The sequence below is a fragment of the Amycolatopsis sp. NBC_00355 genome, assembly GCF_036104975.1.
Taxonomy (GTDB): domain Bacteria; phylum Actinomycetota; class Actinomycetes; order Mycobacteriales; family Pseudonocardiaceae; genus Amycolatopsis.
Map to the genome: position 1 here is coordinate 8,401,791 of NZ_CP107982.1, position 25,032 is coordinate 8,426,822.

Here is a 25,032-nt window from a genome sequence, read left to right on the forward strand (position 1 = left end):
GCGATGACCACGACCCTCCCGACCGGCCGGACCGGGCACACCGGCACGGCCGCGGTCCAGCTCGACGGCGTGCGCAAGACGTTCGGCACGGGCGGTCGCGCGGTCGTCGCGCTGGACGGCGTCGACCTGGCGGTCGCGCCCGGCGAGTTCGTCTGCCTGCTCGGCGCGTCCGGCTGCGGCAAGAGCACGCTGCTGAACCTGGTCGCGGGCCTGGACGCGCCGTCGGCGGGGGAGATCACGCTCACGACGTCCCGGCCGGCGGTGATGTTCCAGGAGGCCGCGCTGATGCCGTGGCTGACCGCCGCGCGCAACGTCGAGCTGCCGCTGCGGCTGGCCGGGTTCGGCCGGGCCGAGCGCCGCGACAAGGCCGCCGAGCTGCTGGACCTGGTCCGGCTGACCGACGCCGGCGCGAAGCGGCCGCACGAGCTGTCCGGCGGGATGCGGCAGCGCGTCGCCCTGGCCCGCGCGCTGGCCGCCACCCTGCGTGTCGGCGGTGACCCGGAGCAGGCGCTGCTGCTGATGGACGAGCCGTTCGCCGCGCTCGACGCCATCACCCGCGACGTCCTGCAGGGCGAGCTGCTGCGCGTCTACCGCAGCACCGGCACGTCGGTGCTGTTCGTGACCCACGACGTGCGCGAGGCGGTCCGGCTCGGGCAGCGCGTGGTGCTCCTGTCGTCGCGGCCCGGGCGGGTCGTGCGCGAGTGGGCGGACGTGCCGCTGGCCGACGCCGAGGAGCTGACCGAAGAGATCACCGGGCACCTGCGAGAGGTGATCAGCACCCATGCCGCAGCTTGACCGGCCCACCAGGGATGCCGCCGACGTCGAGGATCTCGACGCTGTAGGCGCCGGACTGGACTCGCTCGACACCCCGGTCGGTGACCGTCGCCCGGGCTTCTGGAAGCGGTTCGCCTGGGGTTTCCTGCCGCCGGTGCTCGCGCTCGTCGTGCTGGTCGTCGTCTGGCAGCTGCTGTGGGCCGCGGCGTTCTGGCCGGAGACGCAGCTGCCCGCGCCGCTCGCCGTGTGGGACGAGTTCTGGAGCCACGTCGTCACCGGCGAGGTGTTCGGGTTCGTCTGGACGTCGGTGCACCGCGCCGCCCTCGGCTTCATCGCGGGAGTCGTGCTCGGCACCCCGCTCGGCCTGCTCGTCGCGAAGGTCCGCGTGGTCCGGGCCGCGATCGGGCCGCTGCTGACCGGGCTGCAGAGCCTGCCGTCGGTGGCGTGGGTGCCTGCCGCGATCCTGTGGTTCGGCATCAACGACGGCGCGATCTACTTCGTCGTGCTGCTCGGCTCGGTGCCGTCGATCGCGAACGGCCTGGTCTCGGGCATCGACCAGATCCCGCCGATCCTGCCGCGCGTCGGCCAGGTGATGGGCGCGGGACGGCTGTCGTCGGCCCGCCACATCCTGCTGCCCGCGGCGCTGCCGGGCTTCCTCGCCGGGCTCAAGCAGGGCTGGGCGTTCTCGTGGCGCTCGCTGATGGCGGCCGAGCTGATCGCGCTGTCCCCGCAGCTCGGCGTCGGCCTCGGCGCGTACCTGAACCAGGGGTCCTCGCTCAACAGCATCGAGACGGTGATCGCGGCGATCTTCCTGATCCTGCTGGTCGGCGTCGGGATCGAGCTGATCGTGTTCCGCCCGCTGGAGCGCTCGGTGCTGCGGGCCCGCGGGCTGACGGCGTCCCTCTGAAAAGTTTTCGCGCGGCATGTCGAAGCGCCGCTGACGGCGTCGACGTCCCCTTCGCAAGCAGGTCCTACGCGAAGGAGATGCCGATGGGTGTCGTGGCTGTGCTGGTGGCTTCGGTGGCGGGGTTCGTGGTGAGTTCCGCCTGGTACACGGCGTTCGGCCGGGTGTGGGCCGGTCTGAGCACGGCAGCTGTCGAACGGCCCGCGCCGTGGAAGATGGCCGCGGAGTTCGTCCGGACCCTGGCCCTGGTCATCGTGTTCGCCGGGCTGACCGCCGCGGTCGGCGTCGACGGCGTCGCGGGTGCGCTCGGCCTGGCGCTGGTGCTCTGGGTGGGCTTCCCGGTGCTGATCCTGGCCGGTTCGGTACTGCACGAGAACGTGCCGGTGCGGCTGGCCGCCTTGCACGCGGGCGACTGGCTCGTGAAGATCGTGGTCGTGGCGCTGGTGCTGGGGGTGTGGCGATGACCGGGGTGCTGACCGGCGGGATCGCGTTCGGCGAGTCCCCGCGCTGGCACGACGGCCGGCTGTGGTTCGCCGACTGGCTGGCGCACGAGATCGTCGCGGTCACGCCGGCGGGGGAGCGCGAGGTCGTGTTCCGCGCGGACTTCCCGACCATGCCGATGTGCTTCGACTTCCTCGGCGGCGACCCGCTGATCGTCTCGTCGTCGCAGGGGTTGCTGCTGCGGCTGTCCGGGGACGGCTCCCTGGCCACCCACGCCGACCTGGGCTCGACCGGCTTCAACGAGATCGTGGTGGCTCCGGATGGCGGTTGCTACGTCAACGGCGGCGGCTTCGACCTGATGGCGGGGGAGGCCTTCCGGCCGGGCGTGGTCAAGTACGTCTCCCCTTCGGGGGACGTCCGCGAGGTCGCGGACGGCATCGCGTTCGGCAACGGCATGGCCCTGACCCCGGACGGCGCGACCCTGGTGGTGGCCGAGTCGTACGCGAACCGCCTGACGGCGTTCACCGTGCGGCCGGACGGCTCCCTGCGTGACCGCCGGGTGTGGGCGGACCTCGGCGACGGCGTCCCGGACGGCATCGCGCTGGACGCTTCGGGCGCGATCTGGGTGGCGGACGTCCCGGGCAAGTCGTGCACGCGGGTGCGCGAAGGCGGCGAAGTCCTGGAGCGGGTGGAGCTGGACCTGGGGTGCTTCGCGTGCGCGCTGAGCGAGGACACGCTGTACCTGGTGGCCCAGGAGTGGCACGGCCTCGACGCGGTCGGAGCCGGCCCCCGGACGGGCCGGATCCTGACCCACCCGGCCGTCAGTCCTCGGGCGGGCTAGTCGCCACCTCGAGCGAGAGCTGCTGGAGCACTTCCAGGACGTCGGGCTCGGGCCGCTCTTCCTCGAACGCCTCGACGATCTTGACGAACCCCATCAGCAGCCCGCGCATCACGGCCTCCTGCCGATGAGCCAGCTGGTCCACGGCCTGGTTGACGATGTGCTGCACATCGGCGACGTGCTCCGCCGGGACGTTCATGTCCGCCGTCATGGTGAAGTCGAACGCGCCTTCGAGCAGCTCCGGATACCCGCTCGAGCCGGACTCGTCGTTACCGTCCCGCAGGTTCTGCCGAAGCCGGTAGACCGACGCGAGCAGGCCGATCCCGGTCTGCACCAGTTCCGTGTCCTCCATGGCGAGAGCATGCCACGAGCGTCTGCCCGGTGCCGGTGATCGCCGCACCCGCCGGCGGCAAAGGTCGGTACGTCGGCCACCGCATCGCAAAGGACTTGAAACTCCGGCCCTGCTGATCCGTAGCCGGATGCCGGAGTCACGCGCGCTCTTGTGGAGCCTGCTTGCGCACCTCGGGAACGACAGGACCCCCGGGCAGAGTGCCCGGGGGTCGTGTCGTCAGCCAAGTGCGAAGCCGTCAGCGGCCTCGGCGGGCGCCCGCTCGGGTGCCCGAGGAGAACGCCGCCGCGCCGCCGGAACGACCGGCACCGGCGCCCGCGCCGGCCGCGGGAGTGCCACCGCGGCGGCCGCCGCCGGACTTGTTCGCCGCGGCCGGGGCGCCGGAACGGCGTGCGCCGCCCGGGTTGCCCGTGCCGCCGGAACCCGCCGGGGCGGCGGAGCGGTGCGAACCGCCCGAACCGGCCGGGGCACCGCCACGGCGGCCTCCTCCGGAAGAGCGGGGCTGCTGGTCGTCGCGGCGGGACTGGGCCGCTGCCGCGCGCGAGCGCTCGCCGCCGCGGTTCTCCTTCGGGGTGGCCGGGGCGCCACCGCGCCGGCCGCGGCCCGTGCCCGGTGCGGCGCCGGAGGCCGTGACCTTCTTCGGGCGGTTGTCCACCGGCGGGTTCTTCGGGGACGCCGTGAACGACCGCTCGCCCGGGGCCAGCTCCGCCAGCAGCGGGTGGCCCGGGCCGAGCTGGGTGGTGGTCGGCTTGATGCCGGCCTTGCGGGTGAGGTCGCGGACGTCGCGGACCTGCGCGTCGGTCATCAGCGTGACCACCGTGCCGGACGCGCCGGCGCGCGCGGTGCGGCCCGAGCGGTGCAGGTACGCCTTGTGCTCGACCGGCGGGTCCGCGTGGATGACCAGGCGGACGTCGTCGACGTGGATGCCCCGCGCCGCGATGTCCGTCGCGACCAGCGTCTTGGCCGCGCCCGAGGAGAACGCCTCGAGGTTGCGCGTGCGCGCGTTCTGGCCGAGGTTGCCGTGCAGCTCGACGGCCGGGACACCCGACGCCACGAGCTTGCGGGTCAGCGCCTTCGCGCGGCTCTTCGTCCGGGTGAACACCAGCGTGCGGCCCGGCGCCGCGGTGAGGTCGACCAGCACCGGCAGCCGGTGGGTCTCCTCGAGGTGCAGCACGTGGTGCTCCATGGTCGAGACCGGCGACTGCGCCGAGTCGACGCTGTGCGTGATCGGGTCGGTCATGAAGCGCTTGACCAGCACGTCGACGCCGTTGTCCAGGGTCGCGGAGAACAGCATCCGCTGCCCGCGCGACGGCGTCGCGTCCATGATCCGCCGCACCTCGGGCAGGAAGCCCAGGTCGGCCATGTGGTCGGCCTCGTCGAGGACGGTGATCTCGATGGCGTCGAGCTTGACGTGCCCGGAGCGCATGTGGTCGGCGAGCCGGCCGGGGCAGGCGACGACGATGTCGACGCCGTCGCGCAGCCGGGTGATCTGCGGGTTGGCCGAGACGCCGCCGAAGATGGTGGTCGCCTTGAGGCCGAGCGGCTTGGCGAGCGGCAGGATGGACGCCTCGATCTGCGTCGCGAGCTCACGGGTCGGCGCCAGGATCAGCGCGCGCGGACGGCCGGGCCTGCGCCGCGTCGGGCCCGCCGAGAGGCGCGCCAGCAGCGGCAGCACGAAGCCGTAGGTCTTGCCGGAGCCGGTCCGGCCGCGGCCGAGCACGTCACGCCCGGCGAGGGTGTGCGGCAGGGTCGCCGCCTGGATCGGGAAGGGCTCGGTGACGCCCTGGGCGGCCAGCGCGTCCACGATGGTGGTGGGCAGGCCGAGTTCAGCGAAAGTGGTCATAAGTGCATGCGGGCGCAGGGGCGCCCTGGTCTCCGTTACCTGAGAAGGGTTGTCCTGCCCGGCGCAGACCGGTCAACGGCCGCGGCGCGTGGTAGTCGACAACAGCAGCGGGCCGAGGCAGAACTGAGCGGCCCGCAAGATCAGTGTACCCAACGCGAGTGACGTACCCCTAGTGAGATTGCCCGCACTCGGATCGCCTTGCTAAGTTACCGGTCGGTAATCGAGGAGGCTCACCCATGTTGCTGAACCCGCACGAGTACGACCCGGCCCACTTCGACGCGGAAACGCGCCGGCTGCTCCGGGCCACCATCGACTGGTTCGAGCAGCGTGGCAAGGCGAAGCTGGCCGAGGACTACCACGCGCGCACCTTCTACGCGGACTTCCTCGAGTTCGCCGGCAAGGAGGGCCTCTTCTCGACCTTCCTGACGCCCGCCGCGAACGCCGACGGCAACCCCGACAAGCGCTGGGACACCAGCCGCGTCGCCGCGCTGTCGGAAATCCTCGGGTTCTACGGGCTGAACTACTGGTACCCGTGGCAGGTCACGATCCTCGGCCTCGGCCCGGTGTGGCAGAGCGGCAACGACGTCGCCCGCAAGCGCGCGGCGGACGCGCTGGACGCCGGCGGCGTCGGCGCGTTCGGACTGTCCGAAAAGGACCACGGCGCCGACATCTACTCCTCGGACATGGTGCTCACCAAGGACGGCGACGGCTACCGCGCCACCGGCTCGAAGTACTACATCGGCAACGGCAACGTCGCCCGCACGGTCGCGGTGTTCGGCCGGATCGACGGCGTCGAGGGCCCGGACCAGTACGTCTTCTTCTACGCCGACGCCGAGCACCCGGACTACCACGTGGTCAAGAACGTCGTGCCGTCGCAGATGTACGTCGCCGAGTTCCGGCTCGAGGACTACCCGGTGCACGCCGAGGACATCCTGCACGTCGGCGCCGAAGCCTTCAGCGCCGCGCTGAACACCGTCAACATCGGCAAGTTCAACCTCTGCTTCGGCGGCATCGGCATGGCGACGCACTCGCTGTACGAGGCCATCACCCACGCGCACAACCGCGTCCTCTACGGCAAGCCCGTGACGAACTTCCCGCACGTGCGCCGCGAGTTCGTCGAGGCCTACGCGCGGCTGACCGCGATGAAGCTGTTCTCCGACCGCGCCGTCGACTACTTCCGCAGCGCCACCGCCGAGGACCGCCGCTACCTGCTCTACAACCCGATCACCAAGATGAAGGTGACCACCGAGGCGCAGAAGGTGATCGGCCTGGTCGCCGACGTAGTGGCGGCCAAGGGTTTCGAGGCCGACACCTACCTCGCGATGGCGAAGAACGACATCGACGGCCTGCCGAAGCTCGAGGGCACGGTCGCGGTGAACCTCGCGCTGATCGCGAAGTTCATGCCCGCCTACCTGTTCGCGCCGCAGGAGTACGCGCCGGTGCCGACCCGCACCGACGCCGCAGACGACGAGTTCCTCTTCCGCCAGGGCCCGGCGCGCGGGCTGTCGAAGGTCCGGTTCCACGACTGGAAGGCCGCGTACGCGCAGGCGTCGCACATCCCGAACGTCGCGCTGTTCACCGAGCAGGCCGGCGCGCTGGTCAAGCTGCTCACGGAGGCGACGCCGGACGAGGCCCAGCAGGCCGACCTCGACTTCGGGCTCGCGCTCACCGAGCTGTTCACGCTCGTCGTCTACGGCCAGCTGGTCCTGGAGCAGGCCGGCATCACCGGGCTCGACGAGCAGGTCGTCGACCAGATCTTCGCGGTGCTGGTGCAGGACTTCAGCCTCGCGGCGGTGGACCTGAACGGGAAGCCGAGCTCGACCGAGGCCCAGCAGGCCATCGCGCTGGCGGCGCTGCGCAAGCCCGTCGTCGACGCCGAGCGCTTCGACGGCGTCTGGGCGCGGGTGCGGGACCTCTCCGGGGCCTACGCTATGCACCCATGATGGCCAGGGAGTACCGGCTGGGCACGCTGCGGAAGTCCGTCAACGCGCTGGTGAAGCCGCTGCTGGCCCGCGGCGTCCCGGCCGCGGGCAAGGGCGGCGTCCTGCTGACGACGAAGGGCCGCAAGAGCGGTGCGGACCGCACGACGCCGGTCAACGTCGTCGAGGCCGGCAGCGACCGCTGGCTCGTCGCGCCCTACGGCGCCGTCGCCTGGGTGCACAACCTGCGCGCGGAGCCCGTCGCGCGGCTGCGGCGCGGCGGCAAGCGGGAGACGTGGGAGGTCGAGGAGGCCGACGCCGCCACCGCGGCGCCGGTGCTGCGGGCCTACGTGCGGCAGATCCCGGTCACCGCGCCCTACTTCGACGCCCAAGGCAGCGACCCCGTCGAGGCGTTCGAAGCGGAAGCCGATCGACACCCGGTGTTCCGGTTGGCAAGATCACGAGCGTGAAGCACGAGCGGGCGGCGGAGCTGCTCTGGGACGCGTGGCAGACCGGCGGCCGCCTGGACGGGCTGCCGGAGGACGTCCGCCCGCGTGACGCGGCCGAGGGCCGGGCCGCGCAGGCGGCACTGGCCGGGCTGGCGGGCCCGGTGAGCGGCTGGAAGATCGCCGCGACCACGGCGTACGCCCAGCAGCACCTCGGCGTCCCCGGGCCGCTGCCGGGCGCCTTGTTCGAGCGGTTCCACCAGCTCGAGGGCACCCCGGTGCCGGCCGACACGATGACGATGGGCGTCGCCGAACCGGAGTTCGCCTTCCGGATGAAGGCCGACCCCGGCCCGGGGCCGTCGCTGGGCGGGGTGCTCGACGCGGTGGACACGATGTTCCTCGCGCTCGAAATGCCGGACAGCCGCTACACCGACCACCGGCACGCGGGCGGCCCGCAGCTGCTGGCCGACGCCGCGTGCGCGGGCCGGTTCGTCGAAGGGCGGACCGTGCCGGGCTGGCGCGACCTCGACCTGCCGGGCCACGCGGTGGTCCTGCACGCCGACGGCGAGGAGTTCGCCCGCGGCCACGGCGGCCTGGTCCTGGGCGACCCGAGGCTGGCGCTGCACTGGCTCGCGACGGAACTGGCCCACACCGGCCACCGCCTCCGCCCGGGCGACGTGGTGACGACGGGAACGGCGACCACCCCGTGCCCGATCCACGCCGGCGGCCACGTGGTGGCCGACTTCGGCGCGCTGGGCCGCGTCGAAGCCCATTTCGTGTGACGCCGGGGCACCGACCGTCCGGGCACTAGGGTGATCAAGTGCTGACTTTCCGTGCCGGGTTCGTCGTGCTGGCCGTGGTCGTCGCGGCGCTCGACGCGGGGTTCTGGCTGTTCACCCGCGGCCAGCACCAGACGAGCGCGCGGGTCGGATTCCTGGTCGCGTTCGTGCTCCTGCTGGCCCTGCTCGCGGCGAGCGCCGGGCTGGTGCGCTGGGAGGTCGCGGCCCCGCTCGCCGCGGCGTCGACGTCCGGCCTGTTCTTCGTCGGCGCGGCGTCGATCTTCAGCGTGGGCCTCGGGTTCCTGCTGACGGCGGTCGTCGAGGCGGCGCTCGTGCGCGGGATGGTGCTCGACGCGTCCCCGGCCGGCTGGCGCGGCGGGACGTGGCTGATCAGCCTGTCGGCGGCCGTGGTCCCGGCGGGGTTGTTCGTGGTGGGCCTGGTCGCGCTGAAGTGACCCGCTCGCCCAGGCCGTGAAGGCCACCTTGAGGGACTCTGAGTCCCTCAAGGTGGCCTTCACGGACCTCTGGTCCTACTTGCCGAAGCCGGCCCGGCGGAGTGCTTCCGCCATCGAGCCGCTGCCGCCGGAGCCGCCCGAGCTGCCGCCCCGGCCGCCACCGCCGCCGCCCCCCGAGCCGCCGCGCTGACCGCCGCCGGAACCGCCCCGGCGCTGGCCACCGCCACCGCCGCCGCCCTGCTGACCCCGGTCACGACCGCCGCCGCCGCGGTTGCCGGACGGCGCACCCGGCTCGTCGTCCAGCCGCAGCGTCAGCGAGATCCGCTTCCGGGGCACGTCGACCTCGAGCACCTTCACCTTCACGATGTCCCCGGGCTTCACGACCTCGCGCGGGTCCTTCACGAAGTTCTTCGACAGCGCCGAAACGTGCGCCAGGCCGTCCTGGTGCACACCCACGTCGATGAACGCGCCGAACGCGGCCACATTCGTGACCACACCTTCCAGGCGCATGCCCGGCTTCAGGTCGCCGATCTTGTCGACGCCCTCGGCGAACGTCGCGGTCTTGAACGCCGGGCGCGGGTCGCGGCCCGGCTTGTCCAGCTCGGCCAGGATGTCCGTCACCGTCGGGAGACCGAACGTCTCGTCCACGAATTCGGCCGGGCGCAGCGAAGTCAGCGTCCGCGTGTTGCCGATCAGCGCGCGCAGGTCGGTGCCGGTCGCCGACAGGATCCGCCGCACCACCGGGTACGCCTCCGGGTGCACCGACGACGAGTCGAGCGGGTCGTCGCCGTCCGGGATGCGCAGGAAGCCGGCGCACTGCTCGAACGCCTTGGGACCGAGGCGCGCGACCTCCTTCAGCGCGGTCCGCGAGCGGAACGGGCCGTTCGAGTCGCGGTGGGAGACGATGTTCTCCGCCAGCCCGGTCGTGATGCCCGAGACGCGGGTCAGCAGCGGTGCCGAAGCCGTGTTGACGTCGACGCCGACCGCGTTCACGCAGTCCTCGACCACCGCGTCGAGCGAGCGGGACAGCGAGACCTCGGACAGGTCGTGCTGGTACTGGCCGACACCGATCGACTTCGGGTCGATCTTCACCAGCTCGGCCAGCGGGTCCTGCAGCCGGCGCGCGATCGAGACGGCGCCGCGCAGCGAGACGTCCATGTTCGGCAGCTCCGCCGAGGCGAACGCCGACGCCGAGTACACCGACGCGCCCGCCTCGGACACGATCGCCTTGGTCAGGTTCAGCTCCGGGTGCTTCTTGATGAGCTCCTGGGTGAGCTTGTCCGTCTCGCGCGACGCCGTGCCGTTGCCGATCGAGACGAGGTCGACCTTGTGCCGGGCGCACAGCGCGGCCAGCTCGGCGATCGACTGGTCCCACTTGTTGGCCGGCTGGTGCGGGTAGATGACGTGAGTGTCGACGACCTTGCCGGTCGCGTCCACGACGGCCACCTTGACGCCGGTGCGGAAGCCCGGGTCGAGGCCCATCGTGGCGCGGGTGCCCGCCGGGGCGGCGAGCAGCAGGTCGCGCAGGTTGGAGGCGAACACGCGCACGGCGTCGTCCTCGGCCGCCTGGCGCAGCCGCATCCGCAGGTCGATGCCCAGGTGCAGCAGGATCTTGGTGCGCCACGCCCAGCGCACGGTGTCGTTGAGCCACTTGTCGCCCGGGCGGCCCTCGTTGGTGACGCCGAACTTCGCGGCGATGCGCGTCTCGTAGTCGGTCGGCCCGACCTGCGGCTCGTCGGTCGGCTCGGCCGGCAGCATCGTGAGGTCGAGGACCTCTTCCTTCTCGCCGCGCAGCATCGCGAGGATCCGGTGCGAGGGGAGCTTGGTGTAGGGCTCGGAGAAGTCGAAGTAGTCGGAGAACTTGGCGCCGTCCTCCTCCTTGCCGCTGCGGACCTTGGCGACCAGGTGGCCCTGGCCCCACATCTTCTCGCGCAGGTCGCCGATGAGGTCGGCGTCCTCGGCGAAGCGCTCGACGAGGATCGAGCGGGCGCCGTCGAGGGCGGCCTGCGCGTCCGCGACGCCCTTGTCCGCGTCGACGAACACCGCGGCCGCGGCGTGCGGGTCCGTGGTCGGGTCGTTCAGCAGGCCGTCGGCCAGCGGCTCGAGGCCCGCCTCGCGCGCGATCATCGCCTTCGTGCGGCGCTTCGGCTTGAACGGGAGGTAGATGTCCTCGAGCCGCGACTTCGTGTCCGCGGCCAGGATCGACGCCTCGAGGGCCTCGTCCAGCTTGCCCTGGCTGCGGATCGAATCGAGCACGGCGAGCCGGCGCTCGTCGAGTTCCCGCAGGTAGCGCAGGCGCTCTTCGAGCGTGCGCAGCTGCGCGTCGTCGAGCATGCCGGTGACTTCCTTGCGGTACCGCGCGATGAACGGGACGGTCGAACCGCCGTCGAGCAGCTCGACGGTGGCCTTGACCTGTCCTTCGCGCACGCCCAGTTCTTCGGCGATCCTCTGCTCGACCGACACGCTCACTGCAACACGCTCCTGCTTCGCCTTCGGTGGATCCGATCCTCACATTCTGCCGTTCCGACCACCCCGACTTTCGGATGGGGCTCCTTGACAATGAGATTGGTCTAGTCCATTTTGTGGTGACCTGCCTCACGACCAGTGGAGGTCGCCCCGTGGTCCCCCAAGCCCGTCTAGCCCTGTTGTCGTTACTTTCCGCGGTCGCGCTGTGTCTCGGCGTGACGTTCGTGCTCGCCGGCAGCGCTTCGGCGGCCAACATCCTCGCCAACCCCGGCTTCGAGTCCGGCACCTCGGGCTGGACCTGCACCGCGGTCCCGACCGCGGTGAGCACCCCGGTCCACAGCGGCAGCCGCGCCCTGAGCGCGACGCCGACGTCGTCGGACAACGCACAGTGCTCGCAGACGCTCACCGTCTCGGCCAACACCGCCTACAAGCTGTCCGCCTGGGTGCAGGGCAGCTACGTCTACCTGGGCGTTTCCGGTTCCGCGACGACCAGCACCTGGACGCCCGGCACCAGCGGCTACTCGCAGCTGTCGCTGAGCTTCACGACCGGCGCGAGCACGTCGCTGACGGTCTACCTGCACGGCTGGTACGGCCAGCCGACGTACTTCGCCGACGACGTCAACCTCGACGGCCCGGGCACCCCGCCGCCGACGACGCCGACCACGCCGACGACCCCCACCACCCCGACGACGCCGCCCACCACGACCACTCCGCCGACGACGACCACGCCGCCGCCGACCCAGGGTGACCTGCCCAAGCACGTCCTCACCGGCTACTGGCAGAACTTCTACAACGGCGCGAAAGCGCTGAAGCTGGCCGACGTCCCGACGAAGTACAACATCATCGCGGTGTCCTTCGCCGACGCCACCGGCACGCCGGGCGCGGTGAGCTTCACGCTCGACTCGGGCCTGTCGTCGCAGCTCGGCGGCTACACCGATGCGCAGTTCAAGGCCGACATCCGTACGGTGCAGGCGCGCGGCCAGAAGGTGATCATCTCGGTCGGCGGCCAGAACGGCACGATCAGCGTCGGCGACTCGAACTCGGCGAACAACTTCGCGAACTCGATCAAGTCGCTGATCACGAACTACGGCTTCGACGGCGTCGACATCGACCTGGAGAACGGCGTCAACGCCACCTACATGGGCCAGGCGCTGCGCAGCATCTACAACGGCGGCGGCAAGGTCATCACGATGGCGCCGCAGACGATCGACATGCAGTCCACCGGCGGCGGCTACTTCCAGCTCGCGCTGAACATCAAGGACATCCTGACGATCGTCAACATGCAGTACTACAACTCGGGCACCATGCTCGGCTGCAACGGCAGCGTCTACGCCCAGGGCACGGTCGACTTCCTGACCGCGCTGGCCTGCATCCAGCTGCAGGGCGGCCTGCGCGCCGACCAGGTCGGGCTCGGGTTGCCGGCGTCGTCGCAGGCGGCGGGCGGTGGCTACCAGGCCCCGGCCAACACCGTGGCGGCGCTGAACTGCCTGGCCAAGGGCACGTCGTGCGGCTCGTTCAAGCCGTCCGCGACCTACCCGACGATCCGCGGCGCGATGACGTGGTCGATCAACTGGGACGCGACCGCCGGGTACGCGTTCTCGAACACCGTGTCCGCTGGGCTCGCCGGCCTGCCGTGACGCACACGCCATGAAGGGGCCCTTCCGGACGAGCGTCCGGAAGGGCCCCTTCATGACACCCCCAGCCGGCACGCGCAGACCCCCCGGCCGCGCGCCCGCCACCTAGACTGCAGGACGGTCCGTGTGTGATCGTTGCGGAAACATGGAATCCGCAGGTCGGAGCGGGTGTGAACAGGTTTCGGGAGGAGGTCGGCGATGCGGTTCGGTGTCCTCGGCACCCTCGAAGCCGAATCCGGCGGGGCCGTCCTCGACGTCGGGCACACCCGCCAGCGCTACGTCCTCGCGGCGCTGCTGGCCGACCCGAACCGGCCGGTGACGCCGGACCAGCTCGTCACCCGCGTCTGGAGCGGCAACCCGCCGCACCGCGCGACGGCGACCCTCCGGAGCTACCTTTCGCGGCTGCGTGCCGCCGGGTGCGCGATCGAGCGGACCCCGCACGGCTACGTGCTGCGCGTCGACCCGGCGTCGGTCGACCTGCACCGGTTCCGCGACAAGGTGACGCGGGCGCGGGCGGCGTCGGACGACGTCGCCGCGGCCGCGCTGTTCGACGAAGCGCTCGCGCTGTGGCGCGGCGAGCCGTTCGCCGGGCTGGACTCGCCGTGGCTGACCGGCGTCCGCGAGGGCCTGGAAGCCGAGCGGCACGCGGCCCGGCTGGACCGCCACGACGTCTCGCTGCGGCTCGGGCGGCACGCGGCGCTGCTGGCGACGCTGCCGCGGCTGGCCGCCGAGCACCCGTTCGACGAGCGGCTCGCGGCGCAGCTGATCCTCGCCTACTACCGCAGCGGACGGCAGGCCGACGCGCTCGCGCACTTCGAGGGCATCCGCCGTCGCCTGGCCGAGTACCTGGGCGCCGACCCGGGGCCGGGGCTGCGCGGGCTGCACCGGCGGATCCTCGCGGGTGACCCGGGCCTGGAACCGCCGCCGGCCGCGCGCGAGGTGGTGCGGACGGGGTCGCTGATGGAACTGGCCGCGATCCGCGCCGTCGCGACGTTGCTGATCGTGGCGCGCGAAGGCGACTTCGAGTCCGCGGCCTGGCGCGTACGCAGCACGGCGGACGCGCTGGAGAAGGAGATCGGCGAGCTGGAGGCCGAGATCGGCGGCCCGCTGGTGGTGGCCGACGACACCGGCGTCCGGCTGACGGAGCTGGGGGAGCGGCTGCGTTCGGGCGCCCGCGCGGGTGTCGCGGACCTGGCGGCGATCTTCGCCGAAACCCGCGTGTCCGGCCGGCGGATCGGCGGCAAACTGCGCGTGGGTTACGTCGCGAGCCTCGGCGGCGACCTGGTGACCCGGCTGACGACGGAGTTCGAGCGCCGCCACCCGGCGTGCGAGGTGAGCCTGACCCCGACCCGCATCGGCGCCCGCTGGAACGAGCACGACCTGCTCGCCGAGGGCGACCTCGACCTGGTCCTGCACTGGTCCCCGGGCGGCGACACGCGGTCGTTCGACCTGCCGAACCTGCGCACGGGCCCGCCGCTGCTGTCCCTGCCCCGGGGTCTCCTGATGCGCGAAGACCACCCGCTGGCGACGCGGGAGTCGGTGAGCCTGGAGGACATCGCGGACTACCGCCTGCTGGACCCGAGCAAGACGCTGAACCCGGTCGCCCGCGACCAGTGGGCCCCGCCGAGGACCCCGTCGGGCCGCCCGATCCCCCGCACCCAGGACGACGTCCCCCAGCTGATCGGCCGCACCCGCATCGGCGTCGAAGACATGCTCACCCTGGTGGCGCGCGGAATCGGCCTGCACATCACGGTGCTGTCGCTGCTGGAGCGCTACCCGTTCCCGGGCCTGACGGTGGTCCCGGTGACGGACATCCCGCCGATGATCGCGGTCCCGGTGTGGCGGGCTTCGGAGGAGAACGAAGCGATCCGCGCGTACGTCGCGGTGACGACCGAGCTGACGGCCGGAAGTGGGACCCGATGACCGAACAAATTCGGCATTGGGACGACCTGCACAACGGGGGCGAGATCGGAAAGACCCCGGACGGGCCGTCATCGTTGGCGATGGAAGCCGCTCGATCGCTCCCGGTGCCCTCGAGGGTGCTCGAACTCGGTTGTGGTTCAGGAGCGGATGCGGCGTATTTGGCCGCCGAAGGACACGATGTGCTGGCACTGGACTTCTCGGCGGTCGCGATCCGTCGGGCCGCCAGTGTCCACGCAGACGTCGGTGTGGATTTCCGCGTGGCCGATTTTTCCCGGCCACTGGATCTTCGTCCCGAGTCCTTCGACCTGGTCTACGCCCGGCTGTCGATGCACTACTTCCCGGACAGCGTGACCCGCGAGCTCGTCGGCGAGGTCGCGCGCGTCCTCGCCAAAGAAGGTCGGCTGGTCGCGCTGTGCAAATCCGTCGCCGACCCGCTGTGCGGGAAGGGGAGCAGGATCGAGGACGACATGTACCGGCTGGACGGCCACGTCCGCCACTTCTTCTCGGCCGGGTACATGCGCGAGCTTCTCGGCAGTGGATTTCGTCCGGCGCGCGTGACCGAATTCGAGGGGGTTGCGTACGGCCGGAATTCGGCCTTTGTCAAAGTTTTCGCACAACGCAGGTAGTGTCGTTACTTGCGAATTCTCGTGAGCGCGACCTGCAGCAGCACCAAGACCATCGTCGCCAGAAAGTTCGGTGCCAGTTCCAGTACGCTGTGCTGGTTGCTCAGTGCCCAAGTCAGGACCGTGTAACCGATAATCGCCGCCGCGGCCAGCCACAGGACGAAGTTGGTGACGCGCGAGTAGGCGACCCGGGTCGCGGTGTTGATCGTCGTGCCGACAAAACGCATCCGCGGCGCGGCGTCCAAGCTCGCCGAAATCAGCCGCATCAGTTCACAGGTGATCCCGTGTGTTCGCGTGGACTGGGCCTCGCCCGACGACCGGTAGGTGAACCCCGTCGGGGAGTCGATCATCTTCGTCGTCATGAGCAGGTGCTGTTGCCACAGGAAGGAAAAGAACTTCGTCGACGGGAACAGGCGCAAGGTCAACTCGATGAGGTACAGCTGCCACGGTATGCGAACGTAGTACTGCCGTCGGCCCGCGGTGTACTCGTAGTTCGCCTCCGCCGGCGAGGACATCTGGGTGCGCAGTGTGCCGACCAGCCTGCGGTGCTCCTCTTCGAGGAATTCGCGTCGGGTCTTGAGCCTGATCGTGGCGATGACCGTCAACGCGAATATCCTCGCGTACGGATTCTCGTCGATCGAAGAAGAGTCGAGATGTCGAAGCAGCGCCGCGACGTCGTTCTCGTTCACCGGCACGGACGCGGCTGTCAGGGCTCGCAGGGTGTGCGCCGTCGCCAGCGGATCGAACGAACCCGTGTTGTCGAGCCGGGTGGCCCATCCTCCTCCGCTCAGGCGCGCGGCGATGACGCGCTGGATCAGCGCCTGAAGGTGGGTGTCACGTCCGAGCACGATGACCGGGACTCGGGAGAGGGCGAAGACGACGTCCGCGGTCTTGAATGTGTCGAGTCTTTCCACGGCTATCCGGCGGGAAGTCTCGATCGCCTCTTCCGGATCCTGCGCGAGGTTCGGCTCGAGCGTCTCGCGGTGGCGAAGGTAGTTCACCAGCGACTGAAGCTTCTGGACGCCGTTGTCGACGTGTGGCGTGCTGCTGATCACGAGAATCGCGGCGGCGGTGCCGAAGAGGCCGCGCTGCTCGAATTCGAAGCGGTCGAGGTACTGGCCCGCTGCGAGCATGTCGTCCGGCAGGCCGCGCCGCTGTACGCCGCTCTCGAGAACCGAATCGAACTTCCTTCGGATGGCGGAGATCGTCGAGTCTGCGAGGGCTTCGTCGACGCATCGGTAGTGTTTTGTCGTGGGGAGGAGCTCCGACTTCATTCCGTTGCCTCGGTCGTGAAGTCGCGAAGCAGTGTCAACGTGGCTCGGACATTGGCTTCGCCGGGGAACGCGGCGTAGTCCCACAGGTCCGGCTTTCCGATCGCCGTGGCGAGCTGGCGCCGAAAGTACTGCGGAACTCCGACGTCCTCGACGAGTGCACACGGGCTCCCGGTCGAGCCCAGCATCAGATAAGGTCGGCCTCGCCACTCGGCCGAGTGCTCCTCCAGCATTGCCGGGGCGTCGGGCGCGTACACGGTCGTGCCGGTGGGCAGTCGCAAGTCGTAGGAGCCCGGTACTACGTGGAGGTGCGCGTGATCCACGCATGCCGATGTGGGGATCGAAGGGGCCGAGACTCCTCCGTGTTCCCAGTAGGTCACCTCTCCCCAGCGGCTGCCGAGACTTTCGAGGACTTGCCCGAGAAACTCGGCGAACCCGGTCTCCGGCGACGCGGAGCACAGGTTCGGCACGTGTTCCACGGGTGATACGAGGATGTAGCCCGCCACGAGGGCGCCCACGCCGGGTAGGACGCAACCGCGTCCGTGCTTCAGCAGCAGAGGGTGATCAGTCCAGCGTTTCTCCTGGCTGTGGACTGCCTGGCAGATGAAGCAGTCCGTGTGACGCATCATTCTTCACCGCCCCGGGCGGATTCGAGCAGGAACTCAAGGCGTCGCATGAGTACGGGCTGGAACTCCCTGATCCCGGCGTCGGACGCCGAAATGGAGGTATCCGCGATGTAGGTCGAATTGTCGATGCGCAGGTCGAACAGTGCAGGGTCGTAACCGAACCGGATGCCGTAGAGCCTGGCGAACTGTTCTCGTGCGAAGACGTCCTTGTCATGCACTATGTTTGCTGCCTGTCGTTCAGGCATGAGGTTCTGATCGCGCAGGTACGATACGGTACATTTTTTCGCGCGAGCTGAACTGCTGGAATCGAGCCAGACCCGGATCGCCGAAGATGATCGGTACAACCACGGTTGCAGCCAGGCGTCCACGATTATGGAGGAACTGCTCGAAACCACCTCGAGCAGGTGGTCGTCCGCCTTGAGGTCGATGCTTCTATCGCTTCGTCGAAGCTGGTCCTGCTGTGGTGTCCAGTCGCGAAGGTCTTTTATCGCGGTGAACTCCTTCATGACGTGAGACATGCCGATATAGGTCCACCCGAGCTCGGCGGCCACCAGGCGGGCGTGAGTCGTTTTTCCGGCTGCCGTCCAACCGGAGATCAGGATCCGATTCTTGCGAGTCAACTTCTCCCCCTCGAGTCGGTTATGTGAACGAGTTCGCGACCTCTTTGATCGTGTATTCCTGATCTGCGATCAAGGGTAGGTCCGATGCGGTGGAAAGGGGAATCCAGCGAACATCGGAGATGAAATCCTCGGCGTCGTTGTTCTCGCGGCTCACCGTGCCGAACTCGATATCGCACAACCGTGCCACGGCAACGACCTTGGTCGTTTCGCCGCCGATGGGCATGTCCCATTCCCACATGTGCACGAGGCGACCGGGGGTGACCTTGAGTCCGACCTCCTCCCAGACCTCGCGGCGCAGTGCGTCGTCCAGTGTCTCGGCGGCTTGCAGGCCGCCGCCGGGTAGTTCCCACAGATTCGGGTTGTGCGGGTCCGAATCGCTCTTTCGCACCAGGAGCAGTTCGCGTTCTCTGAGAATTACTGCTTTTTGGGCGAATCGTACTCTCATGAAATCTGTTCCTTTGATCGTCTGCTGCGTGTCGCCGCCTGCTGTACCAGCCGGATGCCCATCGATCGGTGGTGATCACCTCCGGGGGTCTTCTCGGTGTCCTGGCTAAGTCGTCTGGGCCGGCGAAGATGTTGCACCCTACCAATACTTCTTCTGGGTGGCGTCCGCTGCGTGCTTGCCTACTGATTGTGAGCGGAATGGGAAGGTCGCCGGGATCGCACCTGTACCGCTCGTTGATCCGAGTCATCGTCGAATCATTCGATGTGCTCCGCGAGACCTGGCGCCCGATGGCAGAAAGGAGGCATCGGCGCTGGTCACGATGTTCTCCAGTCGGCCGGTCGCCCGCTTCGCACGTCGGTTCGTTGGTCGTGGATATCCTCAATCGAGGAAGTACGCGCGTGGTCGGCAGCTGTTGCAGGCGCGCGTGCAGGTCGCCGACGGCAGATTCATCGTGGCAGGCACGTCCTGCCTCGAAATTCGGAAATGACTCGCCCGGGTGACTACAGGATCAGGAGCGGGACTACTGAGAGTGTCGATCGGCGGGTATCGCCGCAGGCAAATCATCGCCGAGTCAGGTAATCATCGATGGTCTACGGCTGATTCCTGACTACTACTTGTGGCTGTGTGAACCGGCCCATCAGTTCACTTGGGCACGACTGGCAGCCTTAGCGCGCCAGGTGCCTCCGCGGGCACCGCCGGCTTTCGGGGTGCCACCGCCGCCACTCGCCGATACGCCGCGCCCAACGAAGGCCGGGGGTCCGCCTCGCCGGCGTTCGGCCAGAAGGCCATCGCCCGTTCCGCCTGGGCCGTGATGGTCAGCGACGGGTTCACGCCCAGGTTCGCCGAGATCGCCGAACCGTCGACCACGTGCAGGCCCGGGTACCCGTACAGCCGCTGGTACGGATCCACCACCCCGGTGGCCGGCGAGTCCCCGATCGCGCAGCCGCCGATGAAGTGGCCCGTGATCGGGATGTTCGCCAGGTCCGTCCACGCGCCCTGCGGCAGGCCGCCGATCTTCTCCGCGACCCGGCGCGTCACCTCGTGGCCCGCCGGGATCCACGAGGGGCTCGGGTCGCCCGCGCCCTGCTTGGTCGTCATGCGGCGGCCGAACAGGCCGCGTTTCGTGTACGTCGTCACGGAGTTGTCGAGCGTCTGCATCACCAGCAGCCCGATCATCCGCTCCGACCAGCGCCGCGGGTTGTGCAGCTTGACGACGTTCCGCCGCTGCCGCCACAGCTCGCGCGCTCCCAGCACCCAGCGCCGCTTGCCGGTCTGGGCGTCGACCAGCACCGTTGTCATCAGGCCCATGAAGTTGCTGCCGCGCCCGTACCGCACCGGCTCGACGTGCGTCACCGCATCCGGGTGGATCGACGACGTGATCGCGACGCCGCGTGTGTAGTCCGTGTCGTCCCGCAGCGACCGCGCGGCCAGCACGGCCTCGGAGTTCGTCCGCGCCAGCAAGCCGAGACGTGGGGACAGTTCAGGCAAAGTCCCGGTGTCCCGCAAGCGGTGCAGCAGCCGTTGCGTGCCCAGGGAAGCCGCGGAGAACACCACCTGTGACGCGGTGAACGTCCGGCGAGACCACCGCCCGGTGCGGACGGTGTCCACCGCGTAGCCGCCCTCGATCGGCCGGACGGAAACAGCTGTGGTCAGCGGATGCACCACGGTGCCCGCTTTTTCGGCCAGGTAAAGGTAGTTCTTCACGGTCGTGTTCTTCGCCCCGACGCGGCAGCCGGTCATGCACTCGCCGCACAGCGTGCACTTCTGGCGCAGAGGTCCCGCGCCACCGAAGAACGGGTCCACTCCGGACTGTCCGAAGTAGACGCCGACCGGCGTGCGGCGGTACGTGTGCCCGATGCCCATGTCCTCGGCGACGTCCCGCAGTACCCGGTCGGCGGCCGTCGTCGCCGGGTTCTCGACCACGCCGAGCATCCGCTTCGCCTGGTCGTAGTACGGCGCGAGCTCGTCCTTCCAGTCCGTGATGTGCGCCCACTGCGGATCGGCGTAGAACTTGTCCGGGGGCTCGTACAGCGTGTTCGCGTACACCAGCGACCCACCGCCAACCCCCGAGCCGCTCATCACGAAGGTGTTCTTCAGCAGTGTCAGCCGCTGGATGCCGAAGCAGCCGAGTTTCGGTGCCCACAGGTACTTCCGCAGCCGCCACGACGTCTTCGCGAACTCGTCGTCGGCGAACCGGCGGCCGGTCTCCAGCACACCGACGCGGTAGCCCTTCTCGGTCAGCCGCAACGCCGTGACGCTGCCGCCGAAGCCCGAGCCGATCACCAGGACGTCGTAGTCCATCAGCCCACCACCCGGTAGTCGGCCACGTCGAACCGCTTGGTCCGGCGGTCGTACTCGGTGACCAGGCCCGGCCAGTTGGTCGTCACCCGGCCGTCGGCCTGGCGGTACCAGCTCGTGCACGCGCTCCACACGCTGTGGCCCAGCCGCGCCTGCACTTCGTCGTCGTACCGCTGCTCGACCTCCGGCAGGACGTCCAGCGCGGACACGCCAGGACGGGATAACCGTTCTACGGCCTGACGGATATACCGAGCCTGGCGTTCGAGCATGTAGATGATGGACCCGGCGCCGAGGTTGGTGTTCGGCCCGTAGACGCAGAACAGGTTGGGGAAACCGGGCACGGTGATCCCGAGGTACGCCCGCGCGCCGCCGGACCACGCGTCCTGCAGCGACCGCCCGCCCGGCCCGCGCACCTTGACCGGTGCGAGGAAGTCGGTCGCGGCGAACCCGGTGCCGTAGACGATGACGTCCACCTCGTGCTCGACGCCGTCTTCGGTCCGGACGCCCTTTTCGGTGATCTCGCTGATCCGCGCCGTCTCGACGTCGACGTTCGGCTGAGCCAGCGCGGGCAGGTAGTCGTTGGTGAAGAGGATCCGCTTGCAGCCCAAGGGATATTCCGGTGTCAGCTTCGCGCGCAGCGCCGGGTCCTTGATGTGCCGGCGACGCAGCTGCGCGGTCCGGAGCTCGAACATCTTCGCCAGCACAGGGTGGCGCGTCATCGCGTACGTCGCGTACTCGGCGAGCAGGAAGATCCGCAGCCGGCCGAGCAGCTGTGTCGGCGGCAGGTGCTCGAACAGCCAGTGCTGCCAGCCGCGGTAGGCCGGGTCCGACTTCGCCAGGACGTACGGCGGTGTCCGCTGGAAGACGGTCACCCGTTCGGCCTGCTTGCGCACCTCGGGCACGAACTGCACGGCGCTGGCCCCGGTCCCGATCACGGCGACGCGCTTCCCGCGCAGGTCGACGTCGTGGTCCCAGCGCGCGGAGTGGAACGCGGCTCCCGCGAACCGGTCCCGCCCGGGGATGGTGGGCAGGACCGGCCGCGACAGCTGTCCGACGGCCGGGACGAAGACGTTCGCCTCGTAGGTCTCGCCGCTCTTGGTCGCGACGCGCCAGACGCCGTCGTCGAACACGGCCTCGGTGACCTCGGCGCCGTACCGGATGTGCGGCTCGAGGCCGTACTTCGCGATGACGCCGCGCAGGTAGGCCAGGATGTCCGGCTGGTGTGAGAACCGCTTCGGCCAGCGCGGGTTCGGCTCGAAGGAGTAGGAGTACAGCGGCGAGGGGATGTCGCAGGCGGCACCCGGGTAGGTGTTGTCCCGCCAGACGCCCCCGGGCTCGGCCGCGCTCTCCAGGATCGTGAAGTCCGTGAGACCGGCGCGCTTGAGCTCGATCGCCGTGCCGATGCCGCCGAACCCGGTGCCCACGATCAGCACCGACGGCCCCTTCGCCGAACTCGTCATGCTGAAGAAAGCTACCCACTCGGAGCCTGTGACAACAGGACACGAGCGGTCACGCGATCGAGATTTTCGGCCACGCGCGGACGCGTCAAGCCAGCACGCGCACCTCCCGCGTCTCCGCGCCCGGTTCCGCCCAGCTCAGCAACCGCGCCGCCGCGCTCTCCAAGGCCTGCAGGTCGCGCTTCGGCAGCTTCTCGAACGGCGTCAGCTCCACCGCGGCGGCCTTGCGGGAGGCCTTCAGCTCCCAGAACCCGCGCACGTACCCACCCGCCAGCAGCGTCCCCTTGACCAGGCCGTTCTGGGTGATGACGCGCTTGCGGTGCTCGTCGCTGATCACCCGGGTGCGGTCGGCGTAGGACAGGATCGTCTGGTCGAACGGCCCCAGCAGCCGCGCCGGCGTGGGGACGTCCTCCTCCGGGACCGTCAGCTCCGGCAGGTCCAGCAGCTCGCGGCCGTCCGGGTCGCGGTAGCGGCGCAGGTCCATCCCCGCCGCGACCTCGCCCAGCCGGGTGAGGCCCGCCCACGTCTGGACGTCCGCCACCGTCGCCGGGCCGAACGCGCGCAGGTACCGCGCGATCAGGGCGGCCGGTGAGGGCGGGGGCAGCGGCGAAGCCACCCACTCGTCCAGGCACGCGTACGTCGCCTGCCCGGCCTTGCCCCAGATCGCCCGCGGCGGGATCTGCACCAGCGGCAGCCGGCCGCGGGCCAGGTGGGTGAGCGACGCCGTCGGGACGTCCGGCCACCGCCGCGCCAGTTCGGCGCCCAGTGCGGTGCTCGACAGCGGCGCGTCCAGCAGCAGCTCTCGCGCGGCCGCGGCGACGACGTCGTGGTCCAGCCCGGCGAGCGCCTGCGCGTGCAGGGTGTTCTGCTTGAGGTCGCGGTCGTAGAGCAGCTGCACCACCGGCCGCCACGCCAGCGCGTCCGCCGCGGTCACCAGGTGGACCGTGCCGCGCATCAGCGCGATCCGGACGACCTGACGGCTCTCCAGCAGCTCCGCCAGGTCCACGGGCCGGAAGCCGTGCAGGCGCGCCCACAGCGCGTAGTACGGCGGGAACGGCGCCTGCGCCTGCAGCCCGGCCAGGTGCTCCACCGCGTCGCGGGCGGACATCTTCGCGTGGCGCAGCAGCAGCTGGCGCTCCAGCGTCGCGCGGTTCAGCGCCCGTCGGCTCAACGTCGTCACGGCGTCACCCTAACGATCACCCCGGACAATTCCGGTCCTCGATGAGCTGCGCCGCAGGACGTGATCCATACTTCCGGCCATGGCCGAGCTCGCCGCCCCCGCCGTCGGGGACTGGGACTTCCCGCGCGGTACCGCGAGCATCGAGCTGATGACGCGGTTCGCCGCCGACCGCGGTCTGGCCTCCGGCCGGCTGCTGGCCGCGACGTCGGTGACCCCGGACCTGCTCGCCGACCCGGCGGCGCAGGTCGACGCGCGCGAGGAGCTGGCCGTCGTCCGCGCGCTGGCCGCGCTGGACGGTTCGGACGCCACGGCACTCGAGCTCGGGCGCCGTTACCGCGTCACCACCTTCGGCATCTTCGGGTTCGCCTGCATCAGCAGCCCGACGCTGCGCGACGCGATGCTGTTCGCGCTGCGCTACTTCGACCTCAGCTTCGCGTTCTGCATCCCGCACGTCGTCGCCGACGGCGACCGCATCACCCTCGAGCTCGACGACAGCCGCGTGCCCGTCGACGTCGCCCGGTTCCTGGTGCTGCGGGACCTGTCCGCGATCTTCGCCGTGATGCGCGACCTGCTGCCCGAGATCGCCTTCGACGACCTGAGCTTCCGCCACGAAGCGTCCACAGTGGACGCCTACCGGGCGGCGTTCGGCGTCGAGCCCCGGTTCGGCGCCGACGCCTGCCGCGCCACGCTCGACCCGGCGTTCCTCGCGCTGCCGCTGCCGCAGGCCAACGAACAGACCGTCGCGCTCTGCGCCGCGCAGTGCGAGGCCCTCGTCACGCGCAAGCGGCAGCGCTCCGGCATCTCGCAGCAGGTCCGCGAACGCCTGGTGCGCCTCGGCGGCGTCGACGCGGGGATGGACGAAATCGCCCGCCAGTTGACGCTCAGCACACGCACGCTGCGGAGGCGCCTGGCCGAGGCCGGCACCAATTACCGCGCGCTGGTCGACGAAGTCCGCCAGGCCCTGGCCGAAGAGCTGCTCGACACGGGCGTGCTGTCCGTCGAGGACGTCGCGTACCGGCTCGGTTACGCCGAGGCGTCGAGCTTCATCTACGCGTTCAAGCGCTGGACCGGGATGACGCCCGCGGCATACGCGCGCCGGTTCCGGGCCGCTCGGCAAGCACCGCCGGGTAGGTGAGCTTCAGCAGGTTGAGGATCGAATCGGTGAGGAACGTCCGCAGCGCCGTCCGGTCCAAAGTGCCGCGGATGAGCCATTCGCGCGACGCCGCCCGCAGCATCCCGCCGAACGACCGGATCATCGCGCGCAGTTCTTCGCGGCCTTCGGTCACGTCGGTCATCAACGCGGCTTCGAGCACGCGGTCGGCGGCGATCTCGTCGGCCTCCAGCATGATCCGCTCGATCTCCGGGTCGCGGCCCGCCGACTCCGGCCCGATCACCGTCAGCCAGGCGTCGCGGTTGCGGTCCACGACGTCGATCCAGCGCTCGACGCCGATCGTCAGCCGTTCCTCCATCGTGGTGTCCGGCAGCGCCTCGGTCACCGGCGCCGGCACGATCATCAGCTGCCGCACCACTTCCAGGTACAGTTCGCGCTTCCCGCCGAAGTAGTGGTTGATCAGCGGGCGCGCCACCCCGGCCGCCTCGGCGATGTCCGAAGTGGACACCGACGCGTAGCTGCCCGCGCCGAACAGCCGACGGGCGGCGGCGAGGATCTCGGCGCGCCGCTCGGCCGGCTCGAGCCGGCGCCGCCGGGGCCGCGTTCCGCTGGTCATCCGCTCAGCCTCGC

Annotated in this window: 23 protein-coding genes; 12 read left to right on the forward strand and 11 right to left on the reverse strand. The window is 70.2% G+C overall.

The genetic code is table 11. The annotated features are described in order from the left end of the window. Positions 1-3 precede the first annotated feature (3 nt). From OHS18_RS38745 to OHS18_RS38760, 4 genes are all read left to right on the forward strand, one after another. A complete protein-coding gene (locus OHS18_RS38745) occupies positions 4-795 on the forward strand; it encodes an ABC transporter ATP-binding protein (protein ID WP_328444014.1) in 792 nt (263 codons plus the stop codon). Next, positions 782-1,681, forward strand: a complete 900-nt coding sequence (locus OHS18_RS38750) for an ABC transporter permease (protein ID WP_328444012.1) — start codon at positions 782-784, stop codon at positions 1,679-1,681. Before OHS18_RS38745 ends, OHS18_RS38750 begins: the two co-directional genes overlap by 14 nt. 83 nt (positions 1,682-1,764) lie before the next feature. Further along, on the forward strand, positions 1,765-2,142 hold the full coding sequence (locus OHS18_RS38755) for a DUF1761 domain-containing protein (RefSeq protein WP_328614131.1): 378 nt from the start codon (positions 1,765-1,767) through the stop codon (positions 2,140-2,142). Further along, entirely contained in the window at positions 2,139-2,960 is an 822-nt protein-coding gene (locus OHS18_RS38760; RefSeq protein WP_328614132.1) for an SMP-30/gluconolactonase/LRE family protein, read from the forward strand. Before OHS18_RS38755 ends, OHS18_RS38760 begins: the two co-directional genes overlap by 4 nt. On the opposite strand, the gene OHS18_RS38765 is transcribed toward OHS18_RS38760, so the two are convergent. Beyond that, positions 2,941-3,309 (reverse strand): hypothetical protein, encoded by a 369-nt coding sequence (locus OHS18_RS38765; protein WP_328614133.1) that lies wholly within the window; start codon positions 3,307-3,309, stop codon positions 2,941-2,943. The two genes, OHS18_RS38760 and OHS18_RS38765, sit on opposite strands and share 20 nt — an antisense overlap. A 235-nt stretch (positions 3,310-3,544) precedes the next feature. Continuing rightward, positions 3,545-5,149 carry a DEAD/DEAH box helicase gene (locus tag OHS18_RS38770; RefSeq protein ID WP_328614134.1) on the reverse strand — a complete coding sequence of 535 codons (1,605 nt, stop codon included), beginning with the start codon at positions 5,147-5,149 and terminating at the stop codon, positions 3,545-3,547. A gap of 236 nt (positions 5,150-5,385) precedes the next feature. Between OHS18_RS38770 and OHS18_RS38775 the strand changes: the two genes are divergently transcribed. Genes OHS18_RS38775 through OHS18_RS38790 form a run of 4 tightly spaced genes read left to right on the forward strand, consistent with a single transcriptional unit; the run spans position 5,386 to position 8,748 of the window. Further along, positions 5,386-7,092, forward strand: coding sequence for an acyl-CoA dehydrogenase (locus OHS18_RS38775; protein WP_328444002.1), 1,707 nt, complete (start codon positions 5,386-5,388; stop codon positions 7,090-7,092). Beyond that, entirely contained in the window at positions 7,089-7,538 is a 450-nt protein-coding gene (locus OHS18_RS38780; RefSeq protein WP_328614135.1) for a nitroreductase family deazaflavin-dependent oxidoreductase, read from the forward strand. The genes OHS18_RS38775 and OHS18_RS38780 overlap by 4 nt, the downstream gene beginning before the upstream one ends. Then, the gene (locus OHS18_RS38785) at positions 7,535-8,296 is read left to right on the forward strand and encodes a 2-keto-4-pentenoate hydratase (protein ID WP_328614136.1); all 762 of its coding nucleotides are present in this window, start codon (positions 7,535-7,537) and stop codon (positions 8,294-8,296) included. Before OHS18_RS38780 ends, OHS18_RS38785 begins: the two co-directional genes overlap by 4 nt. Before the next feature lie 38 nt (positions 8,297-8,334). After that, positions 8,335-8,748 (forward strand): hypothetical protein, encoded by a 414-nt coding sequence (locus tag OHS18_RS38790; protein ID WP_326955532.1) that lies wholly within the window; start codon positions 8,335-8,337, stop codon positions 8,746-8,748. A gap of 75 nt (positions 8,749-8,823) precedes the next feature. Here the strand turns inward: OHS18_RS38790 and OHS18_RS38795 are convergent, their stop codons facing one another. Then, positions 8,824-11,217 (reverse strand): Tex family protein, encoded by a 2,394-nt coding sequence (locus OHS18_RS38795; protein WP_328614137.1) that lies wholly within the window; start codon positions 11,215-11,217, stop codon positions 8,824-8,826. A 149-nt stretch (positions 11,218-11,366) separates the two neighbouring features. On the opposite strand from OHS18_RS38795, the gene OHS18_RS38800 reads away from it, so the two are divergent. From OHS18_RS38800 to OHS18_RS38810, 3 genes are all read left to right on the forward strand, one after another. Further along, the gene (locus OHS18_RS38800; RefSeq protein ID WP_328614138.1) at positions 11,367-12,851 is read left to right on the forward strand and encodes a chitinase; all 1,485 of its coding nucleotides are present in this window, start codon (positions 11,367-11,369) and stop codon (positions 12,849-12,851) included. Between the two features lie 195 nt (positions 12,852-13,046). Further along, on the forward strand, positions 13,047-14,771 hold the full coding sequence (locus OHS18_RS38805; protein ID WP_328614139.1) for a BTAD domain-containing putative transcriptional regulator: 1,725 nt from the start codon (positions 13,047-13,049) through the stop codon (positions 14,769-14,771). Next, complete coding sequence (locus OHS18_RS38810) at positions 14,768-15,397, forward strand: class I SAM-dependent methyltransferase (protein ID WP_328614140.1); 630 nt, start codon at positions 14,768-14,770, stop codon at positions 15,395-15,397. Before OHS18_RS38805 ends, OHS18_RS38810 begins: the two co-directional genes overlap by 4 nt. A gap of 5 nt (positions 15,398-15,402) precedes the next feature. Here the strand turns inward: OHS18_RS38810 and OHS18_RS38815 are convergent, their stop codons facing one another. From OHS18_RS38815 to OHS18_RS38845, 7 genes are all read right to left on the reverse strand, one after another. Further along, positions 15,403-16,668, reverse strand: a complete 1,266-nt coding sequence (locus OHS18_RS38815) for a hypothetical protein (RefSeq protein WP_328614141.1) — start codon at positions 16,666-16,668, stop codon at positions 15,403-15,405. After that, on the reverse strand, positions 16,665-17,183 hold the full coding sequence (locus OHS18_RS38820) for a hypothetical protein (protein WP_328614142.1): 519 nt from the start codon (positions 17,181-17,183) through the stop codon (positions 16,665-16,667). The genes OHS18_RS38815 and OHS18_RS38820 overlap by 4 nt, the downstream gene beginning before the upstream one ends. Before the next feature lie 107 nt (positions 17,184-17,290). Beyond that, positions 17,291-17,911, reverse strand: a complete 621-nt coding sequence (locus OHS18_RS38825) for a cytidylate kinase family protein (protein WP_328614143.1) — start codon at positions 17,909-17,911, stop codon at positions 17,291-17,293. A 19-nt stretch (positions 17,912-17,930) separates the two neighbouring features. Then, a complete protein-coding gene (locus tag OHS18_RS38830; RefSeq protein ID WP_328443980.1) occupies positions 17,931-18,356 on the reverse strand; it encodes an NUDIX hydrolase in 426 nt (141 codons plus the stop codon). Between the two features lie 642 nt (positions 18,357-18,998). Next, positions 18,999-20,657: a GMC family oxidoreductase gene (locus OHS18_RS38835; protein ID WP_328614144.1), complete on the reverse strand. Its 1,659-nt coding sequence runs from the start codon at positions 20,655-20,657 to the stop codon at positions 18,999-19,001. Beyond that, positions 20,657-22,114: a flavin-containing monooxygenase gene (locus OHS18_RS38840; protein ID WP_328614145.1), complete on the reverse strand. Its 1,458-nt coding sequence runs from the start codon at positions 22,112-22,114 to the stop codon at positions 20,657-20,659. The genes OHS18_RS38835 and OHS18_RS38840 overlap by 1 nt, the downstream gene beginning before the upstream one ends. Before the next feature lie 85 nt (positions 22,115-22,199). Beyond that, positions 22,200-23,291 carry a winged helix DNA-binding domain-containing protein gene (locus OHS18_RS38845; RefSeq protein ID WP_328614146.1) on the reverse strand — a complete coding sequence of 364 codons (1,092 nt, stop codon included), beginning with the start codon at positions 23,289-23,291 and terminating at the stop codon, positions 22,200-22,202. Positions 23,292-23,370: 79 nt separating this feature from the next. Here OHS18_RS38845 and OHS18_RS38850 point away from each other — a divergent pair, with 79 nt between their 5' ends. Beyond that, positions 23,371-24,426: an AraC family transcriptional regulator gene (locus OHS18_RS38850; protein ID WP_328443972.1), complete on the forward strand. Its 1,056-nt coding sequence runs from the start codon at positions 23,371-23,373 to the stop codon at positions 24,424-24,426. Here the strand turns inward: OHS18_RS38850 and OHS18_RS38855 are convergent. Further along, the gene (locus OHS18_RS38855; RefSeq protein WP_328443970.1) at positions 24,347-25,018 is read right to left on the reverse strand and encodes a TetR/AcrR family transcriptional regulator; all 672 of its coding nucleotides are present in this window, start codon (positions 25,016-25,018) and stop codon (positions 24,347-24,349) included. The two genes, OHS18_RS38850 and OHS18_RS38855, sit on opposite strands and share 80 nt — an antisense overlap. Positions 25,019-25,032: the final 14 nt, after the last annotated feature.

Coding starts and splice junctions, on each gene's coding strand:
- OHS18_RS38745 (WP_328444014.1), top strand. CDS start 4: ATGACCACGACCCTCCCGACCGGCCGGACCGGGCACACCGGCACGGCC.
- OHS18_RS38750 (WP_328444012.1), top strand. CDS start 782: ATGCCGCAGCTTGACCGGCCCACCAGGGATGCCGCCGACGTCGAGGAT.
- OHS18_RS38755 (WP_328614131.1), top strand. CDS start 1,765: ATGGGTGTCGTGGCTGTGCTGGTGGCTTCGGTGGCGGGGTTCGTGGTG.
- OHS18_RS38760 (WP_328614132.1), top strand. CDS start 2,139: ATGACCGGGGTGCTGACCGGCGGGATCGCGTTCGGCGAGTCCCCGCGC.
- OHS18_RS38765 (WP_328614133.1), bottom strand. CDS start 3,309: ATGGAGGACACGGAACTGGTGCAGACCGGGATCGGCCTGCTCGCGTCG.
- OHS18_RS38770 (WP_328614134.1), bottom strand. CDS start 5,149: ATGACCACTTTCGCTGAACTCGGCCTGCCCACCACCATCGTGGACGCG.
- OHS18_RS38775 (WP_328444002.1), top strand. CDS start 5,386: ATGTTGCTGAACCCGCACGAGTACGACCCGGCCCACTTCGACGCGGAA.
- OHS18_RS38780 (WP_328614135.1), top strand. CDS start 7,089: ATGATGGCCAGGGAGTACCGGCTGGGCACGCTGCGGAAGTCCGTCAAC.
- OHS18_RS38805 (WP_328614139.1), top strand. CDS start 13,047: ATGCGGTTCGGTGTCCTCGGCACCCTCGAAGCCGAATCCGGCGGGGCC.
- OHS18_RS38810 (WP_328614140.1), top strand. CDS start 14,768: ATGACCGAACAAATTCGGCATTGGGACGACCTGCACAACGGGGGCGAG.
- OHS18_RS38815 (WP_328614141.1), bottom strand. CDS start 16,668: ATGAAGTCGGAGCTCCTCCCCACGACAAAACACTACCGATGCGTCGAC.
- OHS18_RS38830 (WP_328443980.1), bottom strand. CDS start 18,356: ATGAGAGTACGATTCGCCCAAAAAGCAGTAATTCTCAGAGAACGCGAA.
- OHS18_RS38835 (WP_328614144.1), bottom strand. CDS start 20,657: ATGGACTACGACGTCCTGGTGATCGGCTCGGGCTTCGGCGGCAGCGTC.
- OHS18_RS38840 (WP_328614145.1), bottom strand. CDS start 22,114: ATGACGAGTTCGGCGAAGGGGCCGTCGGTGCTGATCGTGGGCACCGGG.
- OHS18_RS38850 (WP_328443972.1), top strand. CDS start 23,371: ATGGCCGAGCTCGCCGCCCCCGCCGTCGGGGACTGGGACTTCCCGCGC.
- OHS18_RS38855 (WP_328443970.1), bottom strand. CDS start 25,018: ATGACCAGCGGAACGCGGCCCCGGCGGCGCCGGCTCGAGCCGGCCGAG.